General features: G+C 45.0%; 21 protein-coding genes. 5 read left to right on the plus strand and 16 right to left on the minus strand.

Features of this window, described 5'->3' with window-relative positions; translation table 11 throughout:
- Positions 1 to 12: 12 nt before the first annotated feature.
- Positions 13 to 1,392, minus strand: a complete 1,380-nt coding sequence (gene radA, locus OCV56_RS12740; RefSeq protein ID WP_017063288.1) for a DNA repair protein RadA — start codon at positions 1,390 to 1,392, stop codon at positions 13 to 15.
- Positions 1,393 to 1,553: 161 nt separating this feature from the next.
- On the opposite strand from radA, the gene OCV56_RS12745 reads away from it, so the two are divergent.
- Entirely contained in the window at positions 1,554 to 3,899 is a 2,346-nt protein-coding gene (locus OCV56_RS12745) for a PilZ domain-containing protein (RefSeq protein WP_086712055.1), read from the plus strand.
- Between the two features lie 120 nt (positions 3,900 to 4,019).
- Here OCV56_RS12745 and serB read toward each other — a convergent pair whose 3' ends face one another.
- Positions 4,020 to 5,000 carry a phosphoserine phosphatase gene (gene serB / locus OCV56_RS12750; protein ID WP_086712054.1) on the minus strand — a complete coding sequence of 327 codons (981 nt, stop codon included), beginning with the start codon at positions 4,998 to 5,000 and terminating at the stop codon, positions 4,020 to 4,022.
- Between the two features lie 109 nt (positions 5,001 to 5,109).
- On the opposite strand from serB, the gene OCV56_RS12755 reads away from it, so the two are divergent.
- The gene (locus tag OCV56_RS12755; protein ID WP_086712053.1) at positions 5,110 to 5,721 is read left to right on the plus strand and encodes a YtjB family periplasmic protein; all 612 of its coding nucleotides are present in this window, start codon (positions 5,110 to 5,112) and stop codon (positions 5,719 to 5,721) included.
- 109 nt (positions 5,722 to 5,830) lie between these two features.
- Here the strand turns inward: OCV56_RS12755 and deoD are convergent, their stop codons facing one another.
- From deoD to ubiT, 12 genes are all read right to left on the minus strand, one after another.
- Positions 5,831 to 6,550 carry a purine-nucleoside phosphorylase gene (gene deoD, locus OCV56_RS12760; protein WP_004734474.1) on the minus strand — a complete coding sequence of 240 codons (720 nt, stop codon included), beginning with the start codon at positions 6,548 to 6,550 and terminating at the stop codon, positions 5,831 to 5,833.
- A 64-nt stretch (positions 6,551 to 6,614) separates the two neighbouring features.
- On the minus strand, positions 6,615 to 7,835 hold the full coding sequence (locus OCV56_RS12765) for a phosphopentomutase (protein ID WP_086712052.1): 1,221 nt from the start codon (positions 7,833 to 7,835) through the stop codon (positions 6,615 to 6,617).
- Positions 7,836 to 7,911: 76 nt separating this feature from the next.
- Positions 7,912 to 9,240: a thymidine phosphorylase gene (gene deoA / locus OCV56_RS12770; RefSeq protein ID WP_086712051.1), complete on the minus strand. Its 1,329-nt coding sequence runs from the start codon at positions 9,238 to 9,240 to the stop codon at positions 7,912 to 7,914.
- 238 nt (positions 9,241 to 9,478) lie between these two features.
- Complete coding sequence (gene deoC / locus OCV56_RS12775) at positions 9,479 to 10,255, minus strand: deoxyribose-phosphate aldolase (RefSeq protein ID WP_010436196.1); 777 nt, start codon at positions 10,253 to 10,255, stop codon at positions 9,479 to 9,481.
- Between the two features lie 523 nt (positions 10,256 to 10,778).
- Entirely contained in the window at positions 10,779 to 12,041 is a 1,263-nt protein-coding gene (locus OCV56_RS12780; protein WP_086712050.1) for a NupC/NupG family nucleoside CNT transporter, read from the minus strand.
- A 204-nt stretch (positions 12,042 to 12,245) separates the two neighbouring features.
- Positions 12,246 to 13,040 carry a TatD family hydrolase gene (locus OCV56_RS12785; RefSeq protein WP_086712049.1) on the minus strand — a complete coding sequence of 265 codons (795 nt, stop codon included), beginning with the start codon at positions 13,038 to 13,040 and terminating at the stop codon, positions 12,246 to 12,248.
- Positions 13,021 to 13,176: a DUF5363 family protein gene (locus OCV56_RS12790; protein ID WP_158094612.1), complete on the minus strand. Its 156-nt coding sequence runs from the start codon at positions 13,174 to 13,176 to the stop codon at positions 13,021 to 13,023. The genes OCV56_RS12785 and OCV56_RS12790 overlap by 20 nt, the downstream gene beginning before the upstream one ends.
- Positions 13,177 to 13,280: 104 nt before the next feature.
- Positions 13,281 to 14,861, minus strand: a complete 1,581-nt coding sequence (gene prfC, locus OCV56_RS12795; protein WP_061018717.1) for a peptide chain release factor 3 — start codon at positions 14,859 to 14,861, stop codon at positions 13,281 to 13,283.
- A 160-nt stretch (positions 14,862 to 15,021) separates the two neighbouring features.
- Positions 15,022 to 15,477 carry a ribosomal protein S18-alanine N-acetyltransferase gene (gene rimI, locus OCV56_RS12800; protein WP_086712048.1) on the minus strand — a complete coding sequence of 152 codons (456 nt, stop codon included), beginning with the start codon at positions 15,475 to 15,477 and terminating at the stop codon, positions 15,022 to 15,024.
- The gene (locus OCV56_RS12805) at positions 15,470 to 15,868 is read right to left on the minus strand and encodes a DNA polymerase III subunit psi (RefSeq protein ID WP_086712047.1); all 399 of its coding nucleotides are present in this window, start codon (positions 15,866 to 15,868) and stop codon (positions 15,470 to 15,472) included. Before OCV56_RS12805 ends, rimI begins: the two co-directional genes overlap by 8 nt.
- 159 nt (positions 15,869 to 16,027) lie before the next feature.
- Complete coding sequence (locus OCV56_RS12810) at positions 16,028 to 16,531, minus strand: GNAT family N-acetyltransferase (protein ID WP_086712046.1); 504 nt, start codon at positions 16,529 to 16,531, stop codon at positions 16,028 to 16,030.
- Positions 16,515 to 17,042, minus strand: coding sequence for a ubiquinone anaerobic biosynthesis accessory factor UbiT (gene ubiT / locus OCV56_RS12815; protein WP_050645398.1), 528 nt, complete (start codon positions 17,040 to 17,042; stop codon positions 16,515 to 16,517). The genes OCV56_RS12810 and ubiT overlap by 17 nt, the downstream gene beginning before the upstream one ends.
- Before the next feature lie 258 nt (positions 17,043 to 17,300).
- Between ubiT and OCV56_RS12820 the strand changes: the two genes are divergently transcribed.
- The 3 genes from OCV56_RS12820 to OCV56_RS12830 all read left to right on the plus strand — a co-directional run bounded on the left by OCV56_RS12820 (position 17,301) and on the right by OCV56_RS12830 (position 21,429).
- On the plus strand, positions 17,301 to 19,340 hold the full coding sequence (locus OCV56_RS12820; protein ID WP_086712044.1) for a bifunctional diguanylate cyclase/phosphodiesterase: 2,040 nt from the start codon (positions 17,301 to 17,303) through the stop codon (positions 19,338 to 19,340).
- 178 nt (positions 19,341 to 19,518) lie between these two features.
- Positions 19,519 to 20,532, plus strand: coding sequence for a ubiquinone anaerobic biosynthesis protein UbiU (gene ubiU, locus OCV56_RS12825; protein WP_086712043.1), 1,014 nt, complete (start codon positions 19,519 to 19,521; stop codon positions 20,530 to 20,532).
- Positions 20,533 to 20,550: 18 nt separating this feature from the next.
- Positions 20,551 to 21,429: a U32 family peptidase gene (locus OCV56_RS12830; protein WP_017059237.1), complete on the plus strand. Its 879-nt coding sequence runs from the start codon at positions 20,551 to 20,553 to the stop codon at positions 21,427 to 21,429.
- An 84-nt stretch (positions 21,430 to 21,513) separates the two neighbouring features.
- Here OCV56_RS12830 and OCV56_RS12835 read toward each other — a convergent pair whose 3' ends face one another.
- Both OCV56_RS12835 and OCV56_RS12840 read right to left on the minus strand, forming a co-directional pair.
- Entirely contained in the window at positions 21,514 to 22,851 is a 1,338-nt protein-coding gene (locus OCV56_RS12835; RefSeq protein WP_086712042.1) for an MATE family efflux transporter, read from the minus strand.
- 89 nt (positions 22,852 to 22,940) lie between these two features.
- Positions 22,941 to 23,348, minus strand: a complete 408-nt coding sequence (locus tag OCV56_RS12840; RefSeq protein ID WP_086712041.1) for a MarR family winged helix-turn-helix transcriptional regulator — start codon at positions 23,346 to 23,348, stop codon at positions 22,941 to 22,943.
- Positions 23,349 to 23,482 lie beyond the last annotated feature (134 nt).

The following is a 23,482-nucleotide window of genomic DNA, read 5'->3' on the forward strand; positions in this document are numbered from 1 at the left end:
AAGTGAGCTCAATTACAACTCATCAAAAGCATTAATTGCTTCCGATAATTTTTTCACGCCGTGGATCTGCATTCCAGGAATGCCACCTTTAGGCATGTTTGCTGCCGGTACGATCGCTTTCTTAAAGCCATGTTTAAATGCCTCATTAAGACGCTCTTGCCCACTCGGTACCGGTCTAATCTCACCCGCTAGGCCCACTTCTCCAAATACCACCACATCTTTTGGCAATGCACGGTCTCTGAAACTTGAAAGTAAAGCCATCACCAACGCAAGATCAGCACTGGTTTCGGTTACTTTAACACCACCGACGACATTCACAAACACATCTTGATCAGCCATTTGTAAACCGCCGTGTTTATGCAGCACCGCTAATAACAACGAAAGCCGGTTTTGTTCTAGACCGACAGCGACACGACGCGGATTAGCCAGCTGGGAATAGTCCACCAGCGCTTGGATTTCGACAAGTAGTGGACGAGTACCTTCCCATACCACCATAACCGAACTGCCCGAGGTTTCTTCTTCACCACGAGACAAGAAAATCGCCGATGGGTTGCTGACTTCTTTTAGTCCTTGACCAGTCATAGCAAACACACCGAGTTCATTGACCGCACCAAAACGGTTTTTGTGACTGCGCAATGTTCTAAAGCGACTATCGGTTCCGCCATCCAATAGAACGGAGCAGTCAATTATGTGCTCAAGCACTTTTGGCCCGGCTAAGGTGCCGTCTTTAGTTACGTGTCCTACTAAGAACACAGCAACATTATTTTGTTTTGCGTAGCGCGTTAACGCGGTTGCTGATTCACGAACCTGAGCGACACTGCCCGGTGAAGATTGAACATCAGCAACATGCATAACTTGGATTGAGTCGATAACCATGATCTTTGGCTGCTCTTTTTCAGCAACCTGACAGATCTTATCAACGTTGGTTTCAGAGAGCATCTTTAGGTGCTCTTTCGGTAATCCAAGTCGAGAGGCTCGCATCGCAACCTGCTGTAGGGATTCTTCCCCTGTGACATAAAGAGTCGGTAATTGTGAAGATAACTGACACATAGTCTGCAATAACAGCGTTGATTTACCCGCACCAGGGTTACCACCAATCAGAATCGCAGCACCCGGTACCACACCACCACCGAGTACGCGGTCGAGTTCTTTAAAGCCACTGCTAAAGCGTGGCACTTCTTGCAAGTCGATTTCCGACAGCGTTTGAACTGAAGACTCGGTTGCACCACCAGCATAACCACTCAATCGTTCATTGCGCGCTACCTGAGGTGAAGCGGCTAACCTAACTTCTGTAATCGTGTTCCAAGCACCACACGCGTTGCACTGCCCCTGCCAACGTGGAAAGTCAGCACCACAGTCATTACACACATAAGCTCGTTTTGCCTTAGCCATAAAACCTCAATAATTTACTCAGTTACACAATGATGTTGTCAATTTGTGACTTATTTGACCGTACGGGTGAAAATAAACGTTGCAGTCATACCACTTATACTTAAAGATCGATTTAAACTAGTCGATAACATAAATGCACCGTCCATTCTAACAAGAAAAGTATGCAGCAATCTGAAATTCTATCTGTAGCAGAACGTCTTATCCCGGCCTACCACGCCGAAGATTTCGAATTCCTTCTTTCTCAAATGACAGAAGGCGAATCTCCGTCTCTAAAACTGCTGGTTAAAATGGAACTGAATCGTATCATGGCTCCGTGTACAAAGAGCATTGATTTACGTGGGCGCATTGATAATGAATGTCGTCAGTTCACATTGGACGGCCGTAAACACTGGCTCGATGACATAGCTTTAAACGCGTATCAACGTGGTACTAAAAAGTTTAAAGGTTACACAGAAGGTGCATGGGAGTTAGTAATGACTCCACGAACTCAACCACTGAGCGTTGTTAAAACGTCTTCTCAAGGTAACCTCGACATTACTAGCGCCAATAGCCCGTATGAAGCGGAAGCGATTAACCTAGGTTACGACTTAAAGCGTCAAGAAAACAGACTCAAGATTAGCTCGCAGGTAGAGATCATCACATCGAAAGGGCAAAGCCTACATGGTGTAACGGTTGATATCTCCCCGTCGGGTGCAAAGTTCAAGGTGCCGAGTGCCTTTAGATATAACCTCGGCGAGATCATCAGCGTTAAGTTCACAGAGCTTATTGAAAAGTCGCAAGAAAACGATGTTAACCAAGCGGTTGAATTTCGCGTTTTGGGTATCGACGAATCTTATGAGAACAACGCAGTAAAATTTCTAAGAACCATCAAGGTCAGCGACAACAACCTTGTGGCTCGCTTACTCGATGAGTCTTTAAATAGCACAAGTAAGAAAACCAGCCATGAAAATCAAGATAGGATCATTCGAACTCGTACTCGAGGCATCGAACACACCTATCTAAAGCATACTTGTAACCTTCCTCTGTTCTTTAGCGGTAGCGAACTCAAGCTTGCTCTACTGACGGATAACAACCATCCGTTATGGCAATACTGGCACGACGAGCGAAATCAACAAGCTCTGGGAACTCTATTCAACGAGCAACGTATGAACCTGCTGGCTAAACCAGGAGTAAAGGGAACCAGTAACGTTATCTATTCTTTTACCCATGAACACCAAAACAAGACCTTGTTCTATTCAATGATGCTACCTGAAGCCTCTCGTGAACAAAGACAGCTGTTCTGGCACATCGGTGGCAAGCGTAAAAGTTGGAAGGCGTTCAAGTTTTCGGTTTTCGAACTTTCAGACACTGAGCGACAAGCGTTAGCTAAACACTCGGATACGCTGGCTCAAAGCTCAGTTCAACTGACGCATTGTGGAATCTTGCAAGAGATCGGCGATCACGAAAGTGCTGCAGATTATCTTCTGAGTGAAAAGCCACGCATTCCAAGCAGTGAACTGAACCGTTTCCGTCACCCGCGTACCGTAGTCGGCAATATTCAAAGTATCTACTTTGACTCTCAGACTCGTCGTAAAGAGCCGAGATATCAATTTAAGTCTCCGTTGCAGATCATCTCACAAGATGGCGCCGCGGCGAACGGACACACCTTAGATATCTCAAAGCGTGGACTGAGCATTAGCCTTGAACACCCAATGGTACTCAAGATTAATGATCAGGTATTAGTGAACTTCAACGAGCTACAGCTCTATGACAAGAACCTACCATTGAGCACCGTGCCTTACCACGTGATTCGAGTAAGCCCGAACGGCCGCAATGTACAACTGGTTATCGCAGAGAATGCCAAAACAATGCGCACCATTGCTTTCCTTAATGGGCTTATCGATCAAAACCAAAGCAAGCTAGTTAAGAAGAAAGAGATACTGCCAACACATTCGCTGCTCGAATCTCTGCATAACATTTTGCTAAGCAAGATGGTCAGCAACCCAATATTCATTGATAAGCCAAGCTCAACGCTGCGCTGTAAGATCATTGGTGTGAACTTCCCATTGAATAAGCACCTGGCGTTGCTTGCTAAACTCGGCCACAATCAAAAGTTCTCACTCGAACCTATTTTCAAAGGGCACTCCAACTCGCTGTTGGCTGAGCCACTGAAAAGAATTGAAGGTGCAGAGCCGAAACACCATGACGTATACATTGCTGCAGTTAAATTTGGCGACAAGATCCAATCGGTTCACACCAAGCTGGTTAAAGACTTCGCCTCAGCCAAGGAACGCATCTTATTCATTAAGAAAGCTCAGCACTTAGGCGACGTGTATGTATTACGAGTCACGACTGCACCTATCTTTAATCCGTTGACGAGTTTATTCCAGTCGGATTTAGAAGAGCTTTCACGCATCAGCATGCATCAAGCTAAGAAGCTAGAGAATGAAGTTACTGCATTTATCGGTTATGGCGAGATAGAAGATATTACTGATGAAGTGTTGATTCGATTGGAGCTGACTCGCTAATCTAAACCTCTAGTCAGCCGATACACCAGAGGCAAAAATAGAAAAAGCAGGCTTATCACCTGCTTTTTTGTATCTGATCTCTACTATAATTTGCGCCTAATAGAGCTTATCGAACAAACCTTAAGGTTTTGCTTGCCAGCTAATTTTTTGCTGCTTAGCTAATACGCCAGACAAGATACACAGCACCCCGCCTAAACCTGCGTAACGTACAGCAGTTTGAGCTTGCTGCTCTACTTTTGGTTTCGCGTGGTAGGCAATACCTAAACCTGCAGACCCCATCATCACCAAATCATTAGCACCATCACCAACAGCAACAGTATTATGTAGTTCTAATTCGTACTCTTCAGCCAACTCTACCAAGATATCCGCTTTGGTCTGCGCCGAAACAACATCACCTAAGACCTCACCCGTCAGCTTACCATTGACGATCTCCAGCGTGTTTGACTGAGCATGGTCAAGATCAAGTGTATCTTTCAAGTAGTCAGAGAAGTAAGTAAAGCCGCCCGATGCGATCGCCGTCTTCCAACCAAGTTTATTCAAAGTATTCACAAGCCCTACTAGGTCTGGCATGAATGGCAATGATTGACGCACTTGCTCCAATATCGACTCATCCGCACCTTTTAGGGCTCCAACTCGTTGGCGTAGGCTCTGTTCAAAATCGAGTTCGCCTTGCATTGCTCGCTCTGTGATTTCAGAGACTAACTCCCCCACTCCAGCCAACTTTGCAATCTCATCAATACATTCAATTTGAATCGCAGTGGAATCCATATCCATCACGATCAAGCCTGGCTTAGATAAGTCTGGAACCTCATTAAGGCAAGCATAGTCAAGCTTCAGTGCCTGTAAGATTTCTTCGTGTGCTGGTGTTAGATTACCTGACATCAAAGCCACTTCATAATGCCCTACCTTCCACGTATCGAGGATGGTGTTGTAAGTGCCCGTGAAAAAGTCAATGTCATCGAAAGATTGTGGAGATAGATACTCACCGAACACAATCCAATTAGCTTTGGATTTAGCGAGTTGAGAAGCGAAACGTGTCTCGGGGAGTCGAGTTAATAATGTCGTATGCCTTTTTATCGGCAGATATTTCTGAGCGTCCATGTGTATGATTCCTAATTAACTATGCTAAACGTTAACCTATTGCAATTTGAAAACGCAAGTCTCAATATGTCTTAATCATAACATTTGTTTATTTCAGGCTTCGTGAAACATGAATGAATCATTGTTCTCAATACGTAACGCTTTACGAATGCTAGCCCTCATTTTGTTGGCTACCATGTTCGTTGTAACGATTAAAAATACGGTCGTGATCAGTAAAGGTAACGAGAAGATCCAAGCGAAACAGTTGGAAACTCTTACCAAGCTGCTTATCTCTCAGGCATCACTTTCAGCCAGCAAGATGATCACGCAACAAGACCAAGAGCGATTGCTTGAGTTGACTAATCAGCTGTCTCAAGACCGACTGGTATTTGATACCACCATCTATGACGCAGAGGGTATTCGACTGGCGTCGAGTGAGAAAGCACTCTCAGTACGAGAGGTTCTTGGCCTAGATACACCACTTTCAACAGCAAGTATTGGCAGACAACAATTAGTTGAACCTATTTATTCACCGGAGAAAACGATCATCGGCTTTATTCGAGTGACCTTCGAAACCGGTAAAATGACGGCGATTTCTGATCACCACTATCGAAAAAGTGATCGCTACATGATCGGTATGGTCTTGATGGGGTTTGTGAGTGGTGTGCTGTTCATCATGTTGATTCGCAGAAGGCCAACCAAGTCTGGTGAGAACTTACTGTTGAAAAATGTAAACTCATAAACAAACTAGACTCAGCATCAATACAGCAATCCAATAAAAAGCCCCGACGCTCAGGCAGCGACGGGGCTTTTTGTTATCTGTTACTTTATCAAGCTACTGTGAACTGCAATTACTCTTGGTCACCAAGAAGTACAGAGTCTAGCGCGATAACCATCATATCGTTGAAGGTTGTTTGACGCTCATCTGATGTGGTTTGCTCACCGGTTTTGATGTGATCAGACACAGTACAGATAGTCAGAGCTTTTGCGCCGTATTCAGCACACACACCATAGATGCCTGCCGCTTCCATCTCTACACCGACAATGCCGTACTTATCCATCACTTCAAACATTTCAGGATCTGGCGTGTAGAACAGTTCAGCAGAGAACAGGTTGCCGACTTTTACATCAACACCACGCGCTTTGGCTGCATCTTCTGCTGCACGCACCATTTTGTAGTCAGCAATAGCCGCGAAGTCGTGGCCTTTAAAGCGAATACGGTTCACTTTTGAATCGGTACATGCCCCCATCCCGATAACCACATCACGCACTTTGATATCTTCGCTAACTGCACCACAACTACCGACACGAATGATCTTTTTCACACCAAAGTCTTTGATCAGCTCAGTCGCGTAAATGGAACAAGATGGAATGCCCATACCATGTCCCATAACCGAAACCTTACGGCCTTTATAAGTACCTGTGTAACCAAACATGTTACGAACGTCGCACACTTGAACCACTTCTTCTAAGAAGGTTTCAGCGATGTATTTAGCACGTAGCGGGTCGCCTGGCATTAGAACTACGTCAGCGAAATCACCCATTTCAGCATTAATATGTGGAGTAGCCATTGAAAATATCCTTAATCTCAAAACAAAAAAGAAGAGAGAGGTTTCCCTCTCTCTTCGTTAACTATTATAGAAAGCTTGTACCGTGTCCCATTGGCGATGTACCAAAGTATGACGCTAAGCTTTGACCGATATCAGCGAACGTATCGCGACGGCCTAGAGAACCAGCTGGAACCTTCTGACCGTAAACAATCACAGGAATATGTTCACGAGTATGGTCTGTACCTGGCCATGTTGGATCACAACCATGGTCTGCAGTTAGGATTAGTACATCATCCTCTTTCATCATATCGATGATTTCATTGATGCGACCATCGAAGTACTCAAGTGCCGCTGCGTAGCCCGCAACATCACGGCGGTGGCCGTAAGCTGAGTCGAAATCAACGAAGTTAGTAAACACAATCGTGTTATCGCCCGCTTCATTGATCGCATCTTTAGTCGCTTCAAATAGCGCAGGAATACCTGTTGCTTTGGTTTTCTGAGTAATACCACAGCCTGCGTAGATATCAGAAATCTTACCGATTGAATGAACGTTACCGCCCTTCTCATCAACAAGCTTCTGTAGGATAGTTGCCGCAGGTGGTTCAACAGAAAGATCACGACGGTTACCAGTACGCTCAAATTGACCTTTACCAGGGCCAACGAACGGACGCGCAATAACACGACCAATGTTGTAGTCTTCTAGCTCTTCACGAGCAATCTGACAAAGGTCTAATAGGTTTTGTAGGCCGAATGTCTCCTCGTGACAAGCGATCTGGAAAACAGAGTCCGCAGAAGTATAGAAGATTGGTAGGCCAGTCTTCATGTGTTCTTCACCTAGGTTATCTAGGATTTCAGTGCCTGATGAGTGGCAGTTACCCAAGAAACCAGACAAACCTGCACGCTCAAGAATGCGGTCAGTTAGCTCTTTTGGAAAACTGTTCTCTTTGTCGGTGAAGTAGCCCCAGTCAAACAGTACCGGTACACCCGCGATTTCCCAGTGACCTGATGGCGTGTCTTTACCAGAAGACAACTCAGCAGCATGACCGTAAGCGCCAATGATTTCAGCGCCTGTATCCATACCAGGAGCGAAGCGACCTGTAGACTCTTTATGAGCCATTGCTAAACCTAGCTTAGACAGGTTAGGTAGCGTCAGAGGACCTTGACGATCGGCATTGTCTGCAAGACCTTTGTCACAATGATCTGCGATGTGGCCCATAGTGTCTGAACCTACATCACCGAATTTGTCTGCATCCGCTGTTTCACCGATACCGAATGAATCTAAAACTAAAATAAATGCTCTTTTCATTTTCTTCACCAACTTATTGCTCTTTGCACCAGAACTCTGTTTGTCGGCATACACTAGGTATGCCGACACCTGTTATTTACACGTCTTCAGAACGAATCTGACGGTAAACGTCTGGCGTTGCTGTATATTCTCCGCCCACAGTGATTGCATTTTGTAATGCAGTTGCAGCTTCTTGCCACTGTTGTTCGTTGCGAGCATGAATCATTGCTAATGGTTTATCTTCACTTGCCACTTCGCCAAGACGAATGAAGTGATCAAAACCGACCGCGTAATCAATGCTGTCCGTTGCTACGCGGCGACCACCGCCCATACCAACTACAGCCATACCAATTGCACGAGTATCCATTGCTGATACCACACCGCTTTCTAGCGCGTACACTGGCTTAACAATTTCTGCTTTTTCTAGGTAGTTATCGTAGTTCGTTACGAAATCTGCTGGACCACCAAGGCCCGCTAGCATTTTACCGAAGCACTCTGCTGCTTTACCGTTATCCAGTACTGCCATCAGTTTTTCGCGTGCTTCGTCTGAATCTTTAGCTAGGTTACCCAGAACCAACATTTCAGCACACGATGCTAGAGTGATCTCTAACAAACGTGGGTTACGGTATTCACCCGTTAGGAATTGAACCGCTTCACGCACTTCAACAGCGTTACCCGCTGAAGAAGCCAGTACTTGGTTCATGTCCGTTAGGATGGCTGTCGTTTTAGTACCTGCACCGTTTGCTACTGCAACGATCGATTTCGCTAGCTCTTCTGACGCTTCGTAAGTCGGCATGAATGCGCCTGAACCTACTTTTACATCCATCACTAGAGAATCAAGGCCAGCGGCCAGTTTCTTAGATAGGATTGAAGCCGTGATCAGCGAGATGTTATCTACTGTTGCCGTGATGTCACGAGTTGCGTAAACACGCTTGTCTGCAGGTGCTAGATCGCCAGTTTGACCGATGATCGCTACGCCAGCATCTTTAGTGACTTCACCGAACACTTCGTTGGTTGGGGTAATGTTGTAACCCGGAATAGATTCCAGCTTATCTAGCGTACCGCCAGTGTGTCCTAAACCACGACCAGAGATCATTGGAACGAAACCGCCACATGCTGCCACCATAGGGCCAAGCATCAGAGATGTTACGTCGCCAACACCGCCAGTTGAGTGTTTATCAACGATTGGGCCATCAAAATTCATGTGGCTCCAGTCAATCACCATGCCTGAATCACGCATTGCACACGTTAGTGCGATACGTTCTGGCATTGTCATTTCATTAAAAAAGATAGCCATTGCGAATGCTGCAATTTGGCCTTCAGAAACCGTGTTTTTAGCCACGCCTTGAATGAAGAAGTTAATTTCTTCAGCTGTTAGGACTTCGCCATCACGTTTTCTGCGAATAATTTCTTGAGGTAGATACATTAGTGCCTCCCAAACTCTAGAGAGTATGGTTTGTAGGGGAAAGAGGTAATATGGAGTGGTTTAACACCACTCCATCAAACAGACTTGTTATTTTCAATACTCTAAATATTTGGCGTTGCAGCTAGGCGACCAGTGAGTTCATTCCTATCAGCATAGAGGCTCTATGTGATTAGGACGGCCGGCGAACCGGTGAACTTACGCAGTCAACAACGCTGCGGCGTCAAATATGACGAGTAAATTAGTATGCTGCTGGATCAGCAGTCTGGTCTGTCACTTCTAATGTATTAAGAAGGTTAGTTAGTAGGCTTGAAGCACCAAAACGGTAGTGCATGTTGTCTGCCCACTCAGCGCCTAGTAGCTCATCAGCCATTGCTAGGTATAGTGCTGCATCTTCAGCAGTACGTACGCCACCAGCAGGTTTGAAACCAACTGTTTTAGCAACGCCCATGTCACGAATAACTTCAAGCATCATGCGCGCGTACTCAGGAGTCGCGTTTACTGGCACTTTACCGGTTGAAGTTTTGATGAAGTCTGCACCTGCTTCAATACAGATTTGAGAAGCTTTCTTGATCAGTGCTTCTTCTTTCAGCTCGCCTGTTTCGATGATCACTTTAAGCGTGATGTCACCACAAGCTGCTTTACATTGCTTAACTAGCTCAAAGCCAACTTCTTCGTTGCCAGCAATAAGAGCACGGTATGGGAATACTACGTCAACTTCATCTGCGCCGTACGCTACTGCTGCTTTTGTTTCTGCAACAGCAATTTCGATGTCGTCATTACCATGAGGGAAGTTAGTTACAGTCGCAATGCGTACTTCTGGAGTACCTTGCTCACGCAATGCTTTCTTAGCTGCTGGGATAAAGCGAGGGTAAATACAGATTGCAGCTGTGTTGCCTACTGCAGTCTTCGCGTCATGACAAAGCGCGACTACTTTTTCAGTAGTGTCGTCGTCATTTAGCGTAGTTAGGTCCATAAGTTTAAGTGCACGTAGAGCTGCTGCTTTTAAATCGCTCATTTCTATCTCCGATCAATATATTCAAATAGTTAACCACTTCGCCCTCCATCCAGTATAGATGGATATTTAAGTAATGCTCAGTAGTCACAAATGAACGGACTTGGTTCCCTGAAGACTTGATAACTTTCGCTACCAATTGCAATCCTTGTCACCGCACAGTACCAGTTTGGTCTATGGCACAACAAATCAGTCATGTTGTGTCTAACATCTATAGCGTATCGCTAAGTTTGGCTTAATCCCAGAAGAATAACCTTTGGATGAATCCAAGCGGTCACTTTCTTGCCAAAAGAGACATCCTATCCCTTAAGCTTATACATTATAGGTATCCATCAATAAATTGTAGTGCTCCTTAGAACGCAAACGGTTTGTATCTCAAAAAAACATTCTAGACCCATTATCAACTTCAAGCTGATGCTTATGCTCATGCCAAAGAATCACTAGGCCTAAAAACAAAAAAGCCCCGCAGCAATTTCTTGCTACGGGGCGATATTATTATGGCGTCTATATATCTAAATCTACTTGATTAGAAAGATAGGAAGAAGCCAGCAATTGTTGCTGCCATCAGGTTAGATAGAGTACCAGCAATTACCGCTTTAACACCCATACGTGCGATGTCGTGGCGACGGCTTGGTGCAATACCACCTAGACCACCTAGAAGAATCGCAATAGAAGAAAGGTTTGCGAAACCACATAGTGCGAATGCAATGATAGCTTGAGTCTTCTCAGACATCACTTGACCAGTTGCTGCAACAACTTGCGCGTTTTCACCAACGTATGGTACGAAGTTTAGGTATGCAACGAATTCGTTAACAACTGTCTTCTGACCAATGAAAGAACCAGCGATAGTTGCTTCTTCCCATGGAACACCGATGATGAATGCTAGCGGCGCGAAGATCCAACCTAGAAGAAGTTCTAGAGTTAGATGTTCCATACCAAACCAACCACCGATGCCACCTAGGATACCGTTGATTAGAGCAATTAGACCGATGAATGCTAGTAGCATTGCACCAACGTTAAGTGCTAGTTGTAGACCTACTGATGCGCCACCTGCTGCTGCGTCGATAACGTTAGCTGGTTTGTCATCACCACCGTCCATTTCGTCAGCAATGTTGTCATCTGGCGTATCTGTTTCAGGTTTGATGATTTTAGCGAATAGTAGACCACCAGGTGCAGCCATGAATGACGCTGCAACTAGGTACTCTAGAGGTACACCCATAGATGCGTAACCTGCTAGTACACCACCAGCTACAGAAGCCAAACCACCACACATTACTGCGAATAGTTCAGAGTTAGTCATTTTAGGAACAAATGGACGAACAACTAGAGGAGCTTCTGTTTGACCAACGAAGATGTTTGCTGCTGCAGACATAGACTCGGCGCGAGAAGTACCTAGAGCTTTCTGAAGGCCACCACCAAGAACTTTGATTACAATTTGCATAACACCAATGTAGTAAAGTACAGAGATAAGTGCAGAGAAGAAAATCAGAGTTGGTAGTACTTGGAAAGCAAAGATGAAACCGATACCGTCAACTGAGAAGTTAACTAGGCTGCCGAATAGGAAACCAGTACCGTCTTTACCGTAGTCGATCACGTTTGCTACACCAGCAGAGAAACCTGCAAGTAGATCACGACCCCAAGGGATGTAAAGTACGAATGCACCAAGTGCGAATTGGATAGCGAAAGCGCCACCCACTGTTCTTAGATTAATAGCTTTGCGGTTGTCAGATAGTAGTACTGCGATTGCGATCAGTGCAACCATTCCGACTAGGCTCATAAACAGGCTCATAGTTTATGACTTCCTTATTAGTTATTTATTGGCGTGTTACAAAATGGGGCTATAAAGCGGAGGCAATTATACTCATGCGACCACTAATAAAGTAATGCCGTCCTCACACTTTCGTAGAAGATTCATGTACCATTCACACACAAATGTGAGCCAAATCACAAGCCCAGTGCAATTTACGCAAACGATAAACAAAAACCTTCGATTTTATTCACATATACCGAATGCTCGATGGCTATTTTGCCAAACTTGCGCTGCAATCGATTGCTTTGGCTCTTTTCTAAGCAAAGAAAGTTCATTCAATATCGTAACTAAATGTTTGGAATGGTTAATATTTCCTTGGTTTCCGTGCGTTGGCATATCCGGAGCATCGGTTTCCAATACCAAGTACTCAAGGGGCAACTTTGCGATAGTTGTGCGTGTTTTTTGTGCTCTCGGGTAAGTTATTGTTCCACCGACGCCAATATAGAAACCAAGCTTGATCCAAGCCAAAGCTTGCTGTTCACTTCCCGAAAAGCCATGAATCACACCACCCAAGGTGAACTTGTGCTGCTTTATTAGCTCAATAATACGGTTATAAGACTTCCTTTCATGGATGATCAAAGGCAGCTCAAACGCCTTCGCGAGATTCATTTGTTGAATAAAGAAACGCTCTTGTTTCTCTCGTTCAACATCGACAAAAAAGTCGAGCCCACACTCCCCAATTGCTACACATTGGCTGTTTTTTGAAGCGAGTAATTGGCGCAGAACAGCAAACTGCTCGTCATTAGCTTGCCCTAAAAAGTAAGGGTGGAAGCCTAACGCGTAATAAACGTTAGGATGAGATTGAGCGATTTCATCAAGCTTCTTCCAGTTATTTTGGCCTATAGAGGGGATGAGTAGCTTCTCAACTTGCACTTGTTTCGCTTCTTTAAGGTAAGCATCAATGCCCAGCTCAAAGGCATCAAAGTCTGCATGGCAATGCGTATCAAATAACGGAGAATTACTCTTTTGCTGTGTCATCTTCCCCACTCTCTGCTTGTTGTCCTTGCGGTTCTCGACGATGAGGTACACAACTACGCTTATTCTCAGGTGTTAAGCCAAGTTCTTCACACCATTTGTCGTACCTTTTAACCCAAGCTTTTATCCAACCCAACATACTGCCTCTAACCTCAGCTTTTAAACCTTAAATAAAACACATTAAAAAACGCCTATTGCAGAACAATAGACGTTTTTGTTTAACTCGAATAGATCGCGGAGAAATTAGTGCTCGCGCGTCGCTCGGAACTGAACTTCAGGGAAACGTTCAGAAGCTAGGTTCAAATTCACCATCGTTGGTGCGATGTAAGACAGGTTATCACCACCATCTAGCGCTAGGTTAGATTGGTTCTTACGTTTGAACTCTTCCAGTTTCTTAGCGTCATCACACTCAACCCAACGAGCAGTTGCAACGTTAACGCCTTCGTAGATAGCTTCTACGTTGTATTCCGCTTTCAAGCGCGCTACAACTACGTCGAACTGAAGTACACCAACCGCACCAACGATCAGGTCGTTGTTCTGCATAGGACGGAATACTTGCACTGCACCCTCTTCTGAAAGCTGAACCAAACCTTTTAGAAGTTGCTTCTGCTTCAGTGGATCGCGCAGACGAATACGACGGAATAGCTCTGGTGCGAAGTTAGGAATACCTGCGAACTTCAGGCTCTCACCTTGAGTAAAAGTATCACCAATCTGGATTGTGCCGTGGTTATGCAAACCAATAATGTCACCTGCATACGCTTTCTCAGCACGTGCACGGTCACCGGCCATGAAGGTTACCGCATCAGAGATACTTACACTCTTACCTGTACGAACATGGTTCATCTTCATACCTTGGTTGTAAGTACCTGAAACGATACGCATGAATGCGATACGGTCACGGTGTTTAGGGTCCATGTTTGCTTGGATCTTAAACACGAAACCAGAGAACTTCTCTTCTGTCGCTTCAACATCACGTTCATTCGCTTGACGTGTTTGCGGTGCCGGAGCCCACTTCGTTAGACCATCAAGCATATGGTCAACACCAAAGTTACCTAATGCAGTACCGAAGTAAACCGGCGTTAATTCACCCGCAAGGAACAGGTCATGATCAAATTCAGGACAAGCTCCGATAACAAGCTCTAGCTCTTCACGTACGCTTTCCGCTAGATCTGCACCTACCGCTTCATCTAGCTCTGGGTTATCTAGACCTTTGATGATACGTACTTCTTGGATCTCGTGGCCATGGCCTGATTCATACAAGATCGTTTCATCACGGTGAATGTGGTAAACACCTTTAAACTCTTTACCACAACCAATAGGCCATGAGATAGGAGCACAAGCCATACCTAGCTCGCTCTCTACTTCATCAAGAACTTCCATTGGATCACGAACGTCACGGTCAAGTTTGTTCATAAACGTTACGATTGGCGTATCACGTAGACGTGTTACTTCCATTAGTTTACGAGTACGATCCTCGACACCTTTCGCAGCATCGATAACCATCAAACAAGAGTCAACCGCTGTTAGTGTACGGTACGTATCTTCCGAGAAATCTTCGTGTCCTGGAGTATCGAGTAGGTTTACTAGGCAATCATTGTATGGGAATTGCATTACCGACGTAGTTACCGAGATACCACGCTCTTTTTCCATCTCCATCCAGTCAGATTTAGCGTGCTGGTTAGAGCCACGGCCTTTTACGGTACCCGCTTTCTGAATCGCGTTTCCGAATAAAAGAACTTTTTCAGTAATCGTGGTTTTACCCGCATCCGGGTGAGAGATAATTGCAAACGTTCTACGTTTGCTCACTTCTTGTTGGAAAGACATAGTCGCCCTTTGCTGATCTAAAGCGTAAAAAGGGCAAGTAGATAATACTTGCCCTTGAATTCTGTGTGCGGATTATACAGAAAGCGTGTCACTTTCTAAAGGGTCAGTTTGCACCCTATTTTGTCGCTAATTATCTGGTCGTCTAAAAGAAACAACATCGTTAGCTAAAAGACATAAAAAGATAGCTCATAATGATCGCATCTTCATTACCTTGCTTAGTTGGATAATAGTTACGACGTCGATCAACTTCATTGAAGCCGGCCTTTTCGTAAAGATTAAACGCGTTCACATTACTTTCGCGTACTTCTAGCCAAGCACTTTCCGCGTCAGCTTGTTCGCACATATCAAGGAAATGCTCAGTTAACGCTTTACCATACCCTTTGCCTTGCTGGCTTGGGTCTACCGCAATATTAAGCAATGTGACTTCGCCAACGATGTTTTGCGCGAAGAAATATCCGACCACTTGCCCATCGACTTCAAGAACATGATGACAAGCGCCTCGACTCTCAAGATCGCGGATCATGGTCTCAGACCATGGATGAGAATGCGCGGCCTGCTCTATCTTCCAAATGGCGTCAAGGTGTTGTTGTGAAGTCGGTAAAAATTGATTAGTCATATGCACAAATTTGTTGCCACAAGTCGCGGCGGTGTTGGTTATTACCATTAATGTCAGACAGTAATGGAGATTGAAGTGTTTTAGCCTTCAGCTCTTGAGCCGACTCGCAACCCGCAAACCATACCCACTCAACCGCCCCTAAATCCACAGAAGATAGGTGCTGAGGCTGAATATGTAATGCCTGAGATAAGTCGAGCTTGATACTTTTGAGTACTCGCTCAAACATCACGGCGAGATCTTCCTGAGGTTTTTCAGGTGAAACCAATAGTAACTTGCAATCGTTCGAGAGCGGGATCAACTCAGATTCATAACCAGCCAAGCGCTCTGGGTGGCTTAGCTCCCATTGGCTAATGCCCATCTCTTGCAGGTATTGTGCGTGTGTTTGTGACATATCTAGCGGTTATAACCTTTGGTTAGTAGTGAGCGGCTTATTAGAGCGCACTTAAAAAGAGCTCGTTAGAACTGGGCTGATACTAACAAAAAATAAAGGAGCATCAAGCTCCTTTATTTAGACAAAATACGTTTGTATCTTATTACATGGTAAATCAGTTTATAAGTCGTTGAACTCAGGGCTGTAAGCCACTTCACCAGAATGCCCAGCAAGCGCACCTTCAACCAGTTCAATGGCTTGGAAAGCACCTTCAGGCACATCCCAAGTGCAGCTCAAACCAAACTCGCTCGCAGCCTTGAAACCAAAGCGACCGTAATAAGCAGGGTCACCAAGCACAACACAGGCTGGGTAACCAAAATCAACCAAAGTAGAAAAAGCATCTTCCACTAGCGATTTGGCAACCCCTTTGTTGCGGAACTCTTCCTTCACAGCGAGAGGCGCAAGCCCTTGCCAGTTATGATCGTCACCATTAAGAGTGATCGGGCTAAACATCAGGTGACCAACCACCTCGCCTTCATCAGAACAAGCCACCAACGATAGCGTTAAATGGCTATTCTCACGTAAGCTCATAACCAAGTTAGCTTCTGCATCTGTTTCAAATACAGATTTCAATAAACGATCAATGACAAGTATATCTGCCGGCGCTTCAGTTCGAATAAGCATTCATTACCTCACTTTGTGTATCCGGGGATTGTACTCCCTTCTGCACAAAATCAGCTAATTGATTTAACAAAGTTTTCATAGGAGTCGGCAATAAGTCCAAATCTACGCTATCCATCAAGTTTTTAACTTCTAAACCGAGCTCAGTATCCCCTTCAATAGACAGTCTACGTTGGAAAAAAAGCGTATCTGGGTCTTCTTTACGCCCCGCAATCAACACAAGATCATTTAGATTGCCACTAAAGCTAACGTCTTCAGTCACCTCTTTGTCAGCGACAACCAGTTGCTCATTTTTGTAGCTAATACACCAACTTAACCCCATGTCTTTTATTGAGACTTTAAGCCATTTGTCTTCTAAAAATTCAAAGTCTCCGTCTTCTAAAGCTTCCTTAAAGACATTCTTAAGCGCCTCCAACAAGGCTCTTTTTTGTACTGTTTTAGGCAATAACTGGACTGGAGATCGCAAAATTGATGCGGCATTTTGAACTAGTTGAGTGCGAATCTTGTTTATCACGTGACTTATCCGTAACTTTGTCAATAATATGGAATGCATCATAGATGATGTTGAGATCTCAGTTACTGTTATGTATCAAATTAACTTCTGTTTGATGCTCGACCTTTAATATCCTGAAAATCACAGTTATAGTAAATCAGGTAATGAGAATTACAGCGGATCGCTGCACTCACAGGTAAATATCGATAGCCACACAATAAGTAATAAATATTTATCGATAGTGAATATTCAAGCTCTTGGAGAATTGGTAGTACTTTGATGCCTCCCCAGCAACTACAACATTGGTTTACCCAGCTAACTGCGAATAGTCCGTTCTTTTTTGCAGTACTTGATGCTCAACATAACTATTTTATGGTGAATGAGCGTTACTGCGATATTGCTGGTTTGAGTCAAACAGAGCTTGCAGGCATGAATGACCGCCAAACATTGGGCGAACAATTCTACCAACATCTTAAACCTTACTATGAGCGTGCATTCAATGGCGAAACGATTGAGGCCGAAGTCACCCTCAACGAAACTGACCTCGATACTAGCCTTCATTTCAGCCTGTCTCCGCTTACCAATGGCAACAAAACCGACTACATCGTCTTTCACGCCTTCGACACATCAGAAAACCAAGTACTTGTCCGTTCTTTGGAAGAATCCGAAGCCAAATTCCACAAGCTATCTCACCTACTCCCAGAGGGATTACTGCTAGTTGAAAGTGACTACATCCTGTCATCCAACCCAGCAGCAGCACGCTTGCTCGGCTTTAACTCCACCACAGAGTTAATTGGCGAAGAGTTGGGACGCCTATTTATCGATGAACAAACCAAAACAGTCTTCAATAATAACCTCAGCTCTATTATTTCTGAGTCTGGTTTGGTTTGCTTAACGGGTGCACGATGTGGCTTTGAACGTAAGGTTCAGCTCAACATCGACTCCACCTCTGTTCTTGGTAGTAACACTCAGCTAGTGCTTATCCAAGACGCGCAAGAAACCGCAAAACAATATACACCGGCAAACAGTGAAGATGCCTACATCGATGCACTAACCAAGCTCTACAACCGAGTTGGGTTTACTAAGCGTCTTGAGCAGTTCATTCACAACGACACGCCGGCGGTGATGCTCTATTTAGACATTGATAACTTTAAGAATATCAATGATTCACTTGGTCATCACATCGGTGACAAGGTGATTAAAGAGGTTGCCTCACGCCTTAAGCGCTTACTGCCTCGTAAAGCCGTTATTGGGCATTTAGGTGGGGATGAGTTTGGTATTATCCTGCCTGAACCAGAACACCAACGAACACCTGAAATGCTCGCTGAAAAGATCATTTCCCTGATCAATCAACCCTTCGATCTTCACCACTTTAGCAAGCGCTTAGCCTGCTCGATTGGTAGTGTGAACTTTCCGCAAGATGGCACCGATGCTCGTATCTTGCTGCAAAATGCTGATACTGCGATGTATGAAGCGAAAGATCGTGGTCGCAACCGCCTGATCAAGTTCAACGAACAGATGAATAAAGAAGCACGTATGCGACTTTGGCTTGAAATAGAGCTACAAAAAGCGCTGCAACAGAATGGACTTGAGGTTTGGTATCAACCTAAGGTCAACGCACGTGATTTCACCATCAATGGCGCAGAAGCTCTGGTACGCTGGAAGCATCCTGTAGAGGGGTATATTAGCCCTGCGGCATTTATCCCTGTCGCAGAGCGTGCTGGCCTTATCGAACAACTTGGTCGTGTAGTGATGCGTGAAGTGTTTGCTACGGTTAAGCGTTGGAAAATGCAAGGCATCCTTCCAGGACGTGTCGCAATCAACCTTTCTCCAGAACAGTTTGGCAATCCAAAGCTGATTGATTACGTGGAAAAGCTACTGCGTTCGACCGAGCTTGATCCAAGTGCGATTACGTTCGAACTAACAGAAAGCGCGGTAATGAGTGACAGTGAACACACACTTCAAATGCTTAACGCCATCAAGAAACTTGGCTTTGCCCTATCGATTGATGATTTTGGTACGGGTTACTCTTCATTATCTTACCTTGCCCGCTTCCCAATAGATGAGCTTAAGATTGACCGTGCTTTCATCTCTGATATTGATACGCTACCAAAGCAAATCACCGTGATTGAAAACATCATCAACCTTGGTAAATCTCTCGATTTGACCGTAGTTGCAGAAGGTGTCGAAACCAGCGAGCAAGCCACTCTGCTCTCTAACCTCAACTGTAGTTCGATTCAAGGCTTCCACTTCTATCGCCCTCAGCCAAAACAAGATGTCGAAGAGCTGTTTGCCCAAAATCGCCGTCATAAGAACTAGCTAACCGATCCAAACACCTCCCCTTCAACACCAAGCCAACATGTAAAACGGTCACTCGTCAGTACCTCAAACGGAGTAAAAGCAGATTTATCCATCTAAACCTGCCTTACATCAATTCCGTCATTCACAATTCTTCATAAAATGCTCGCTTCAACTTAATTCTACTGGTAGTGAGCAAATGGAACTCTTATGCCCAGCGGGTAACTTACCTGCTTTGAAAACCGCTATTGATTGTGGTGCGGATGCTGTCTATATCGGATTCAAAGACGATACCAATGCCCGACACTTTGCAGGGCTAAACTTTGCGGGTAAAAAGCTCGATCGTGCTGTGCAGTATGTGCATGACCGCAACAAGAAAATTCATGTTGCCTTAAATACGTTTGCTCACCCAAATGGCTTCGAACGCTGGACTAATGCTGTAGACAACGCGGCTGCGTTAGGTGTCGATGCGCTGATCATCGCAGACATTGCGGTACTTGAATATGCTGCAAACAAGTATCCAGACCTTGAACTGCACTTATCAGTACAAGCATCAGCGACCAATGCTGCTGCTATCGACTTCTACCACAAAAACTTCAACGTTAAGCGTGTGGTATTACCGCGTGTATTATCGATTCATCAGGTCAAACAGCTTTCTCGTAACATCACTTCTGACGTTGACCTTGAAGTATTCGCTTTCGGTAGTTTGTGTATCATGGCAGAAGGCCGTTGCTACCTCTCTTCATACATGACAGGCGAATCACCAAATACCGTTGGTGCTTGTTCTCCGGCGAAATACGTTCGCTGGCAAGAAACAGAAACTGGCCTAGAGTCTCGCTTGAACGAGATCCTTATCGATAAATATGAAGCAGGTGAAAACGCTGGTTACCCAACGCTGTGTAAAGGGCGCTTTGAAGCAGAAGTCGATGGTGACCGTAAACGCTACCACGCACTTGAAGAGCCAACCAGTCTAAACACGCTATCCATGTTGCCTGAGCTTTTCGCTGCGAATGTTGCCTCAGTGAAGATTGAAGGTCGCCAACGTAGCCCTGCTTATGTTGAACAAGTGACTCGTACTTGGCGCGCTGCTATCGATCGCTATTTAGCGAACCCAGAACAATACCAAGTTGAACAAGCTTGGAATGCGACACTTGCGAATGTATCGGAAGGTACACAAACCACGCTTGGCGCTTATCACCGTAAATGGCAATAGAGCCAAATGGAGAACTCAATGAAATACGCATTAGGCCCTCTACTTTATTTTTGGCCAAAACAAGACGTTGAAAGCTTCTATGAGCAAGCGAAATCAAGCTCTGCTGACATCATCTACCTAGGTGAAGCTGTATGTTCAAAGCGTCGAGAGATGAAAGCGAAACACTGGATGGACATTGCTAAAGAGCTGTCTGCTTCCGGTAAGCAAGTTGTACTCTCGACCATGGCATTGCTAGAAGCACCTAGCGAAGTCAACATCATGAAGAAGTACATTGATAACGGTGACTTCGCGATTGAAGCCAATGACGTGTCTGCTATTCAACTGGCAAGCGAAAGCAAAGTACCTTTCGTGGTTGGCCCTGCGGTGAACACCTACAATGCACGCACGCTGAACCTGTTCTTGAAACAAGGTATGACACGTTGGTGCATGCCCGTTGAGCTTTCTCGCGAATGGCTAAGCAACGTAATGACACAGTGCGAAGAGCTGAACATCCGCAACAAATTCGAAGTAGAAGTATTTAGCCACGGCTATCTACCGCTTGCTTACTCGGCTCGCTGCTTTACAGCTCGCGCAGAAAACAAAGCTAAAGACGATTGCGAAACCTGCTGTATCAAGTACCCAACAGGGCTACAAGTAGAAAGCCAAGAAGGCCAATCAGTATTCAACCTTAATGGGATCCAGACACAATCAGGCTACTGCTACAACCTAGTCAATGATTTGCCAAACATGCACGACCTGGTTGATGTGGTTCGTTTAAGCCCACTCGGTATCGATACCTTCTCTGAAATCAATAACTTCAGAGCAAACGAGCAAGGTCAAAAACCGATGAAGATTGAAAGCCGACAATGTAATGGCTACTGGCACCAGCTTGCAGGTTTAGACGTGAAAAACATCTAGTTCGATAATTGAACCTATCAGCAACAGATACAAAAAAGGTCTAGCACTCGCTAGACCTTTTTAGTTCAGTTCAAGAAACACGAGCTATGCTGTCGCTGTTTCCATCGGTGAAGCATCGAGCTTCTTTACGTCTTTGTAGAGCATCACCATCACCACCACGCTTAACGCAATATTAGACAATGGGTACGCAATCCAGATCCCCGGCACACCGTACAACTTCGGCATGATGTACAAGAAAGGCAGTTGGATAAGCATGTTACCTATCGTCACAAACATCGCCTTGCTGCCCTTGTTTACCGCTTGGTAATAAGCACCCGCAACCACTAAGAAACCGTCAAGCGCCAATGCAAACATGTGTAGTCGAATACCCAACACGGTGTACTCAACTAACTGAGGCTCGTCTGAGTTGAATACTGACACAAACTCACGTGGGAACACGTTGAGAAGTAACACAAACGCCACACCAATCAACACTGAACTCAGCATTGCAATCTTAAGTAACTTACGAATATTCGCTTGGTTACGCGCACCATGATTATAACTCACTAATGGTTGCATACCGTTGGCGATACCTTCTGCTGTGAGGTAATAAACCGTCACGATGTAGCCCAAGATAGCGTAAGCACCTATCATCAACTGGTCGCCATATTGAGAGAACAACGCATTGTGTAGCGCCACCATCATCGAACCATAGGCGTACATAAAGAAGCTTGATGTACCAATCGCAAAGATCTGTGGGATAACCGAGAGCTTCAATCTCAACTCATTCCAACGTAAACGTAAGTTTGCTCGACGTGAGAAGAAGTAAGCCAGACCCAACCCCGTAACCACAAACTGGGCAATCGCTGTTGCTAGTGCCGCCCCCATTAACTCCCAACCAAACTGAGCGATAAACAGGTAATCCAGAACGATATTAATCACCGCACCGACAATCATCAGTATTGTGGCTAAGTTCGGGCTGTCATCATTACGCAGTAAAAACGGCATTGCGATAGAGCCCAAAGTGAAGACGCTAGCACCAATCAGGATGTGTAAATATTGCAGGCCAAGTTCGTATACACGCCCTTCAGCACCCTGCCAAAGCAAAAAGTTGTCGGCAAACAGATACAGTAACGCCGAAACAATCGGCGTTATCGCCAGTAGCAAGGTTAGACCGGTTGCTAGGATCTGTTTAGCACCCTGAGTGTCTTTTTCACCCTGTCGAATCGAGACAAGCGCACCCGTACCTACGCCCACTAGCATACCAATACCGAGAATCGAACCAATCACAGGCCACGCGACGTTAATCCCCGCGAGTCCATCAGCACCAACATACCGGCCAATGAAAATGCCGTCCACTACTTGGTACAGGCCATTAACCAGCATCGCCGCCACGGTTGGGATTGTGTAGCGCCAAAATTGGCGACTAATTGAGTTACTCATTTCTTACTCTACTTTCATTTGTGAGTCGCATATCAACGAGATATGACTCGAAAAGTTAGTTAACAAGGCTAACTAAATATCTAAATTATTTACTTCAAAGCCTTATCTAATAATAGGTTCAACTGCTTAGATTCTTGCTCAGATAAACGGCTTTCCAATATTTGAGCCATCACTTGGTAGATCTTGCTCTCTTCTTCTAAGCCCAACTCCGCTTTGTTGGTCAATACCACTAACTTGGACCTTGCATCTTCAAGTGACGCCTTACGCTCAACCAAGCCTTTTCTCTCAAGCCTTTGCACCATAGTGGTCGCAGAGGGCTTAGTCACCTGCATTTCAATAGCAAGATCAGTCAATCGAATCGGCTCTGGTGAAGCTTGTATGACCTTCAAATAGTCATATTCATTGAAGCTCAATTGGCAGATGGGATCTTCATTCACCTGAGTGCGCCATACCTTAGAGGCGAAGCGCTCAATCTTTTCTAAATTCTGGTTTAGCATACTCACCCAATCAAAGAATAGCATTTAGTTAGCAAGGCTAACTATTTTAATATTGTTTAAATAAAAAGCAATCAAAACGGGACAAAGATCATGAAAAGTAGGCACAAAAAAGCCGCTGACTGGCAGCGGCTTTG

Origin of the sequence: Vibrio gigantis, from assembly GCF_024347515.1 — a bacterium.
In the GTDB taxonomy this organism is placed as follows: domain Bacteria; phylum Pseudomonadota; class Gammaproteobacteria; order Enterobacterales; family Vibrionaceae; genus Vibrio; species Vibrio gigantis.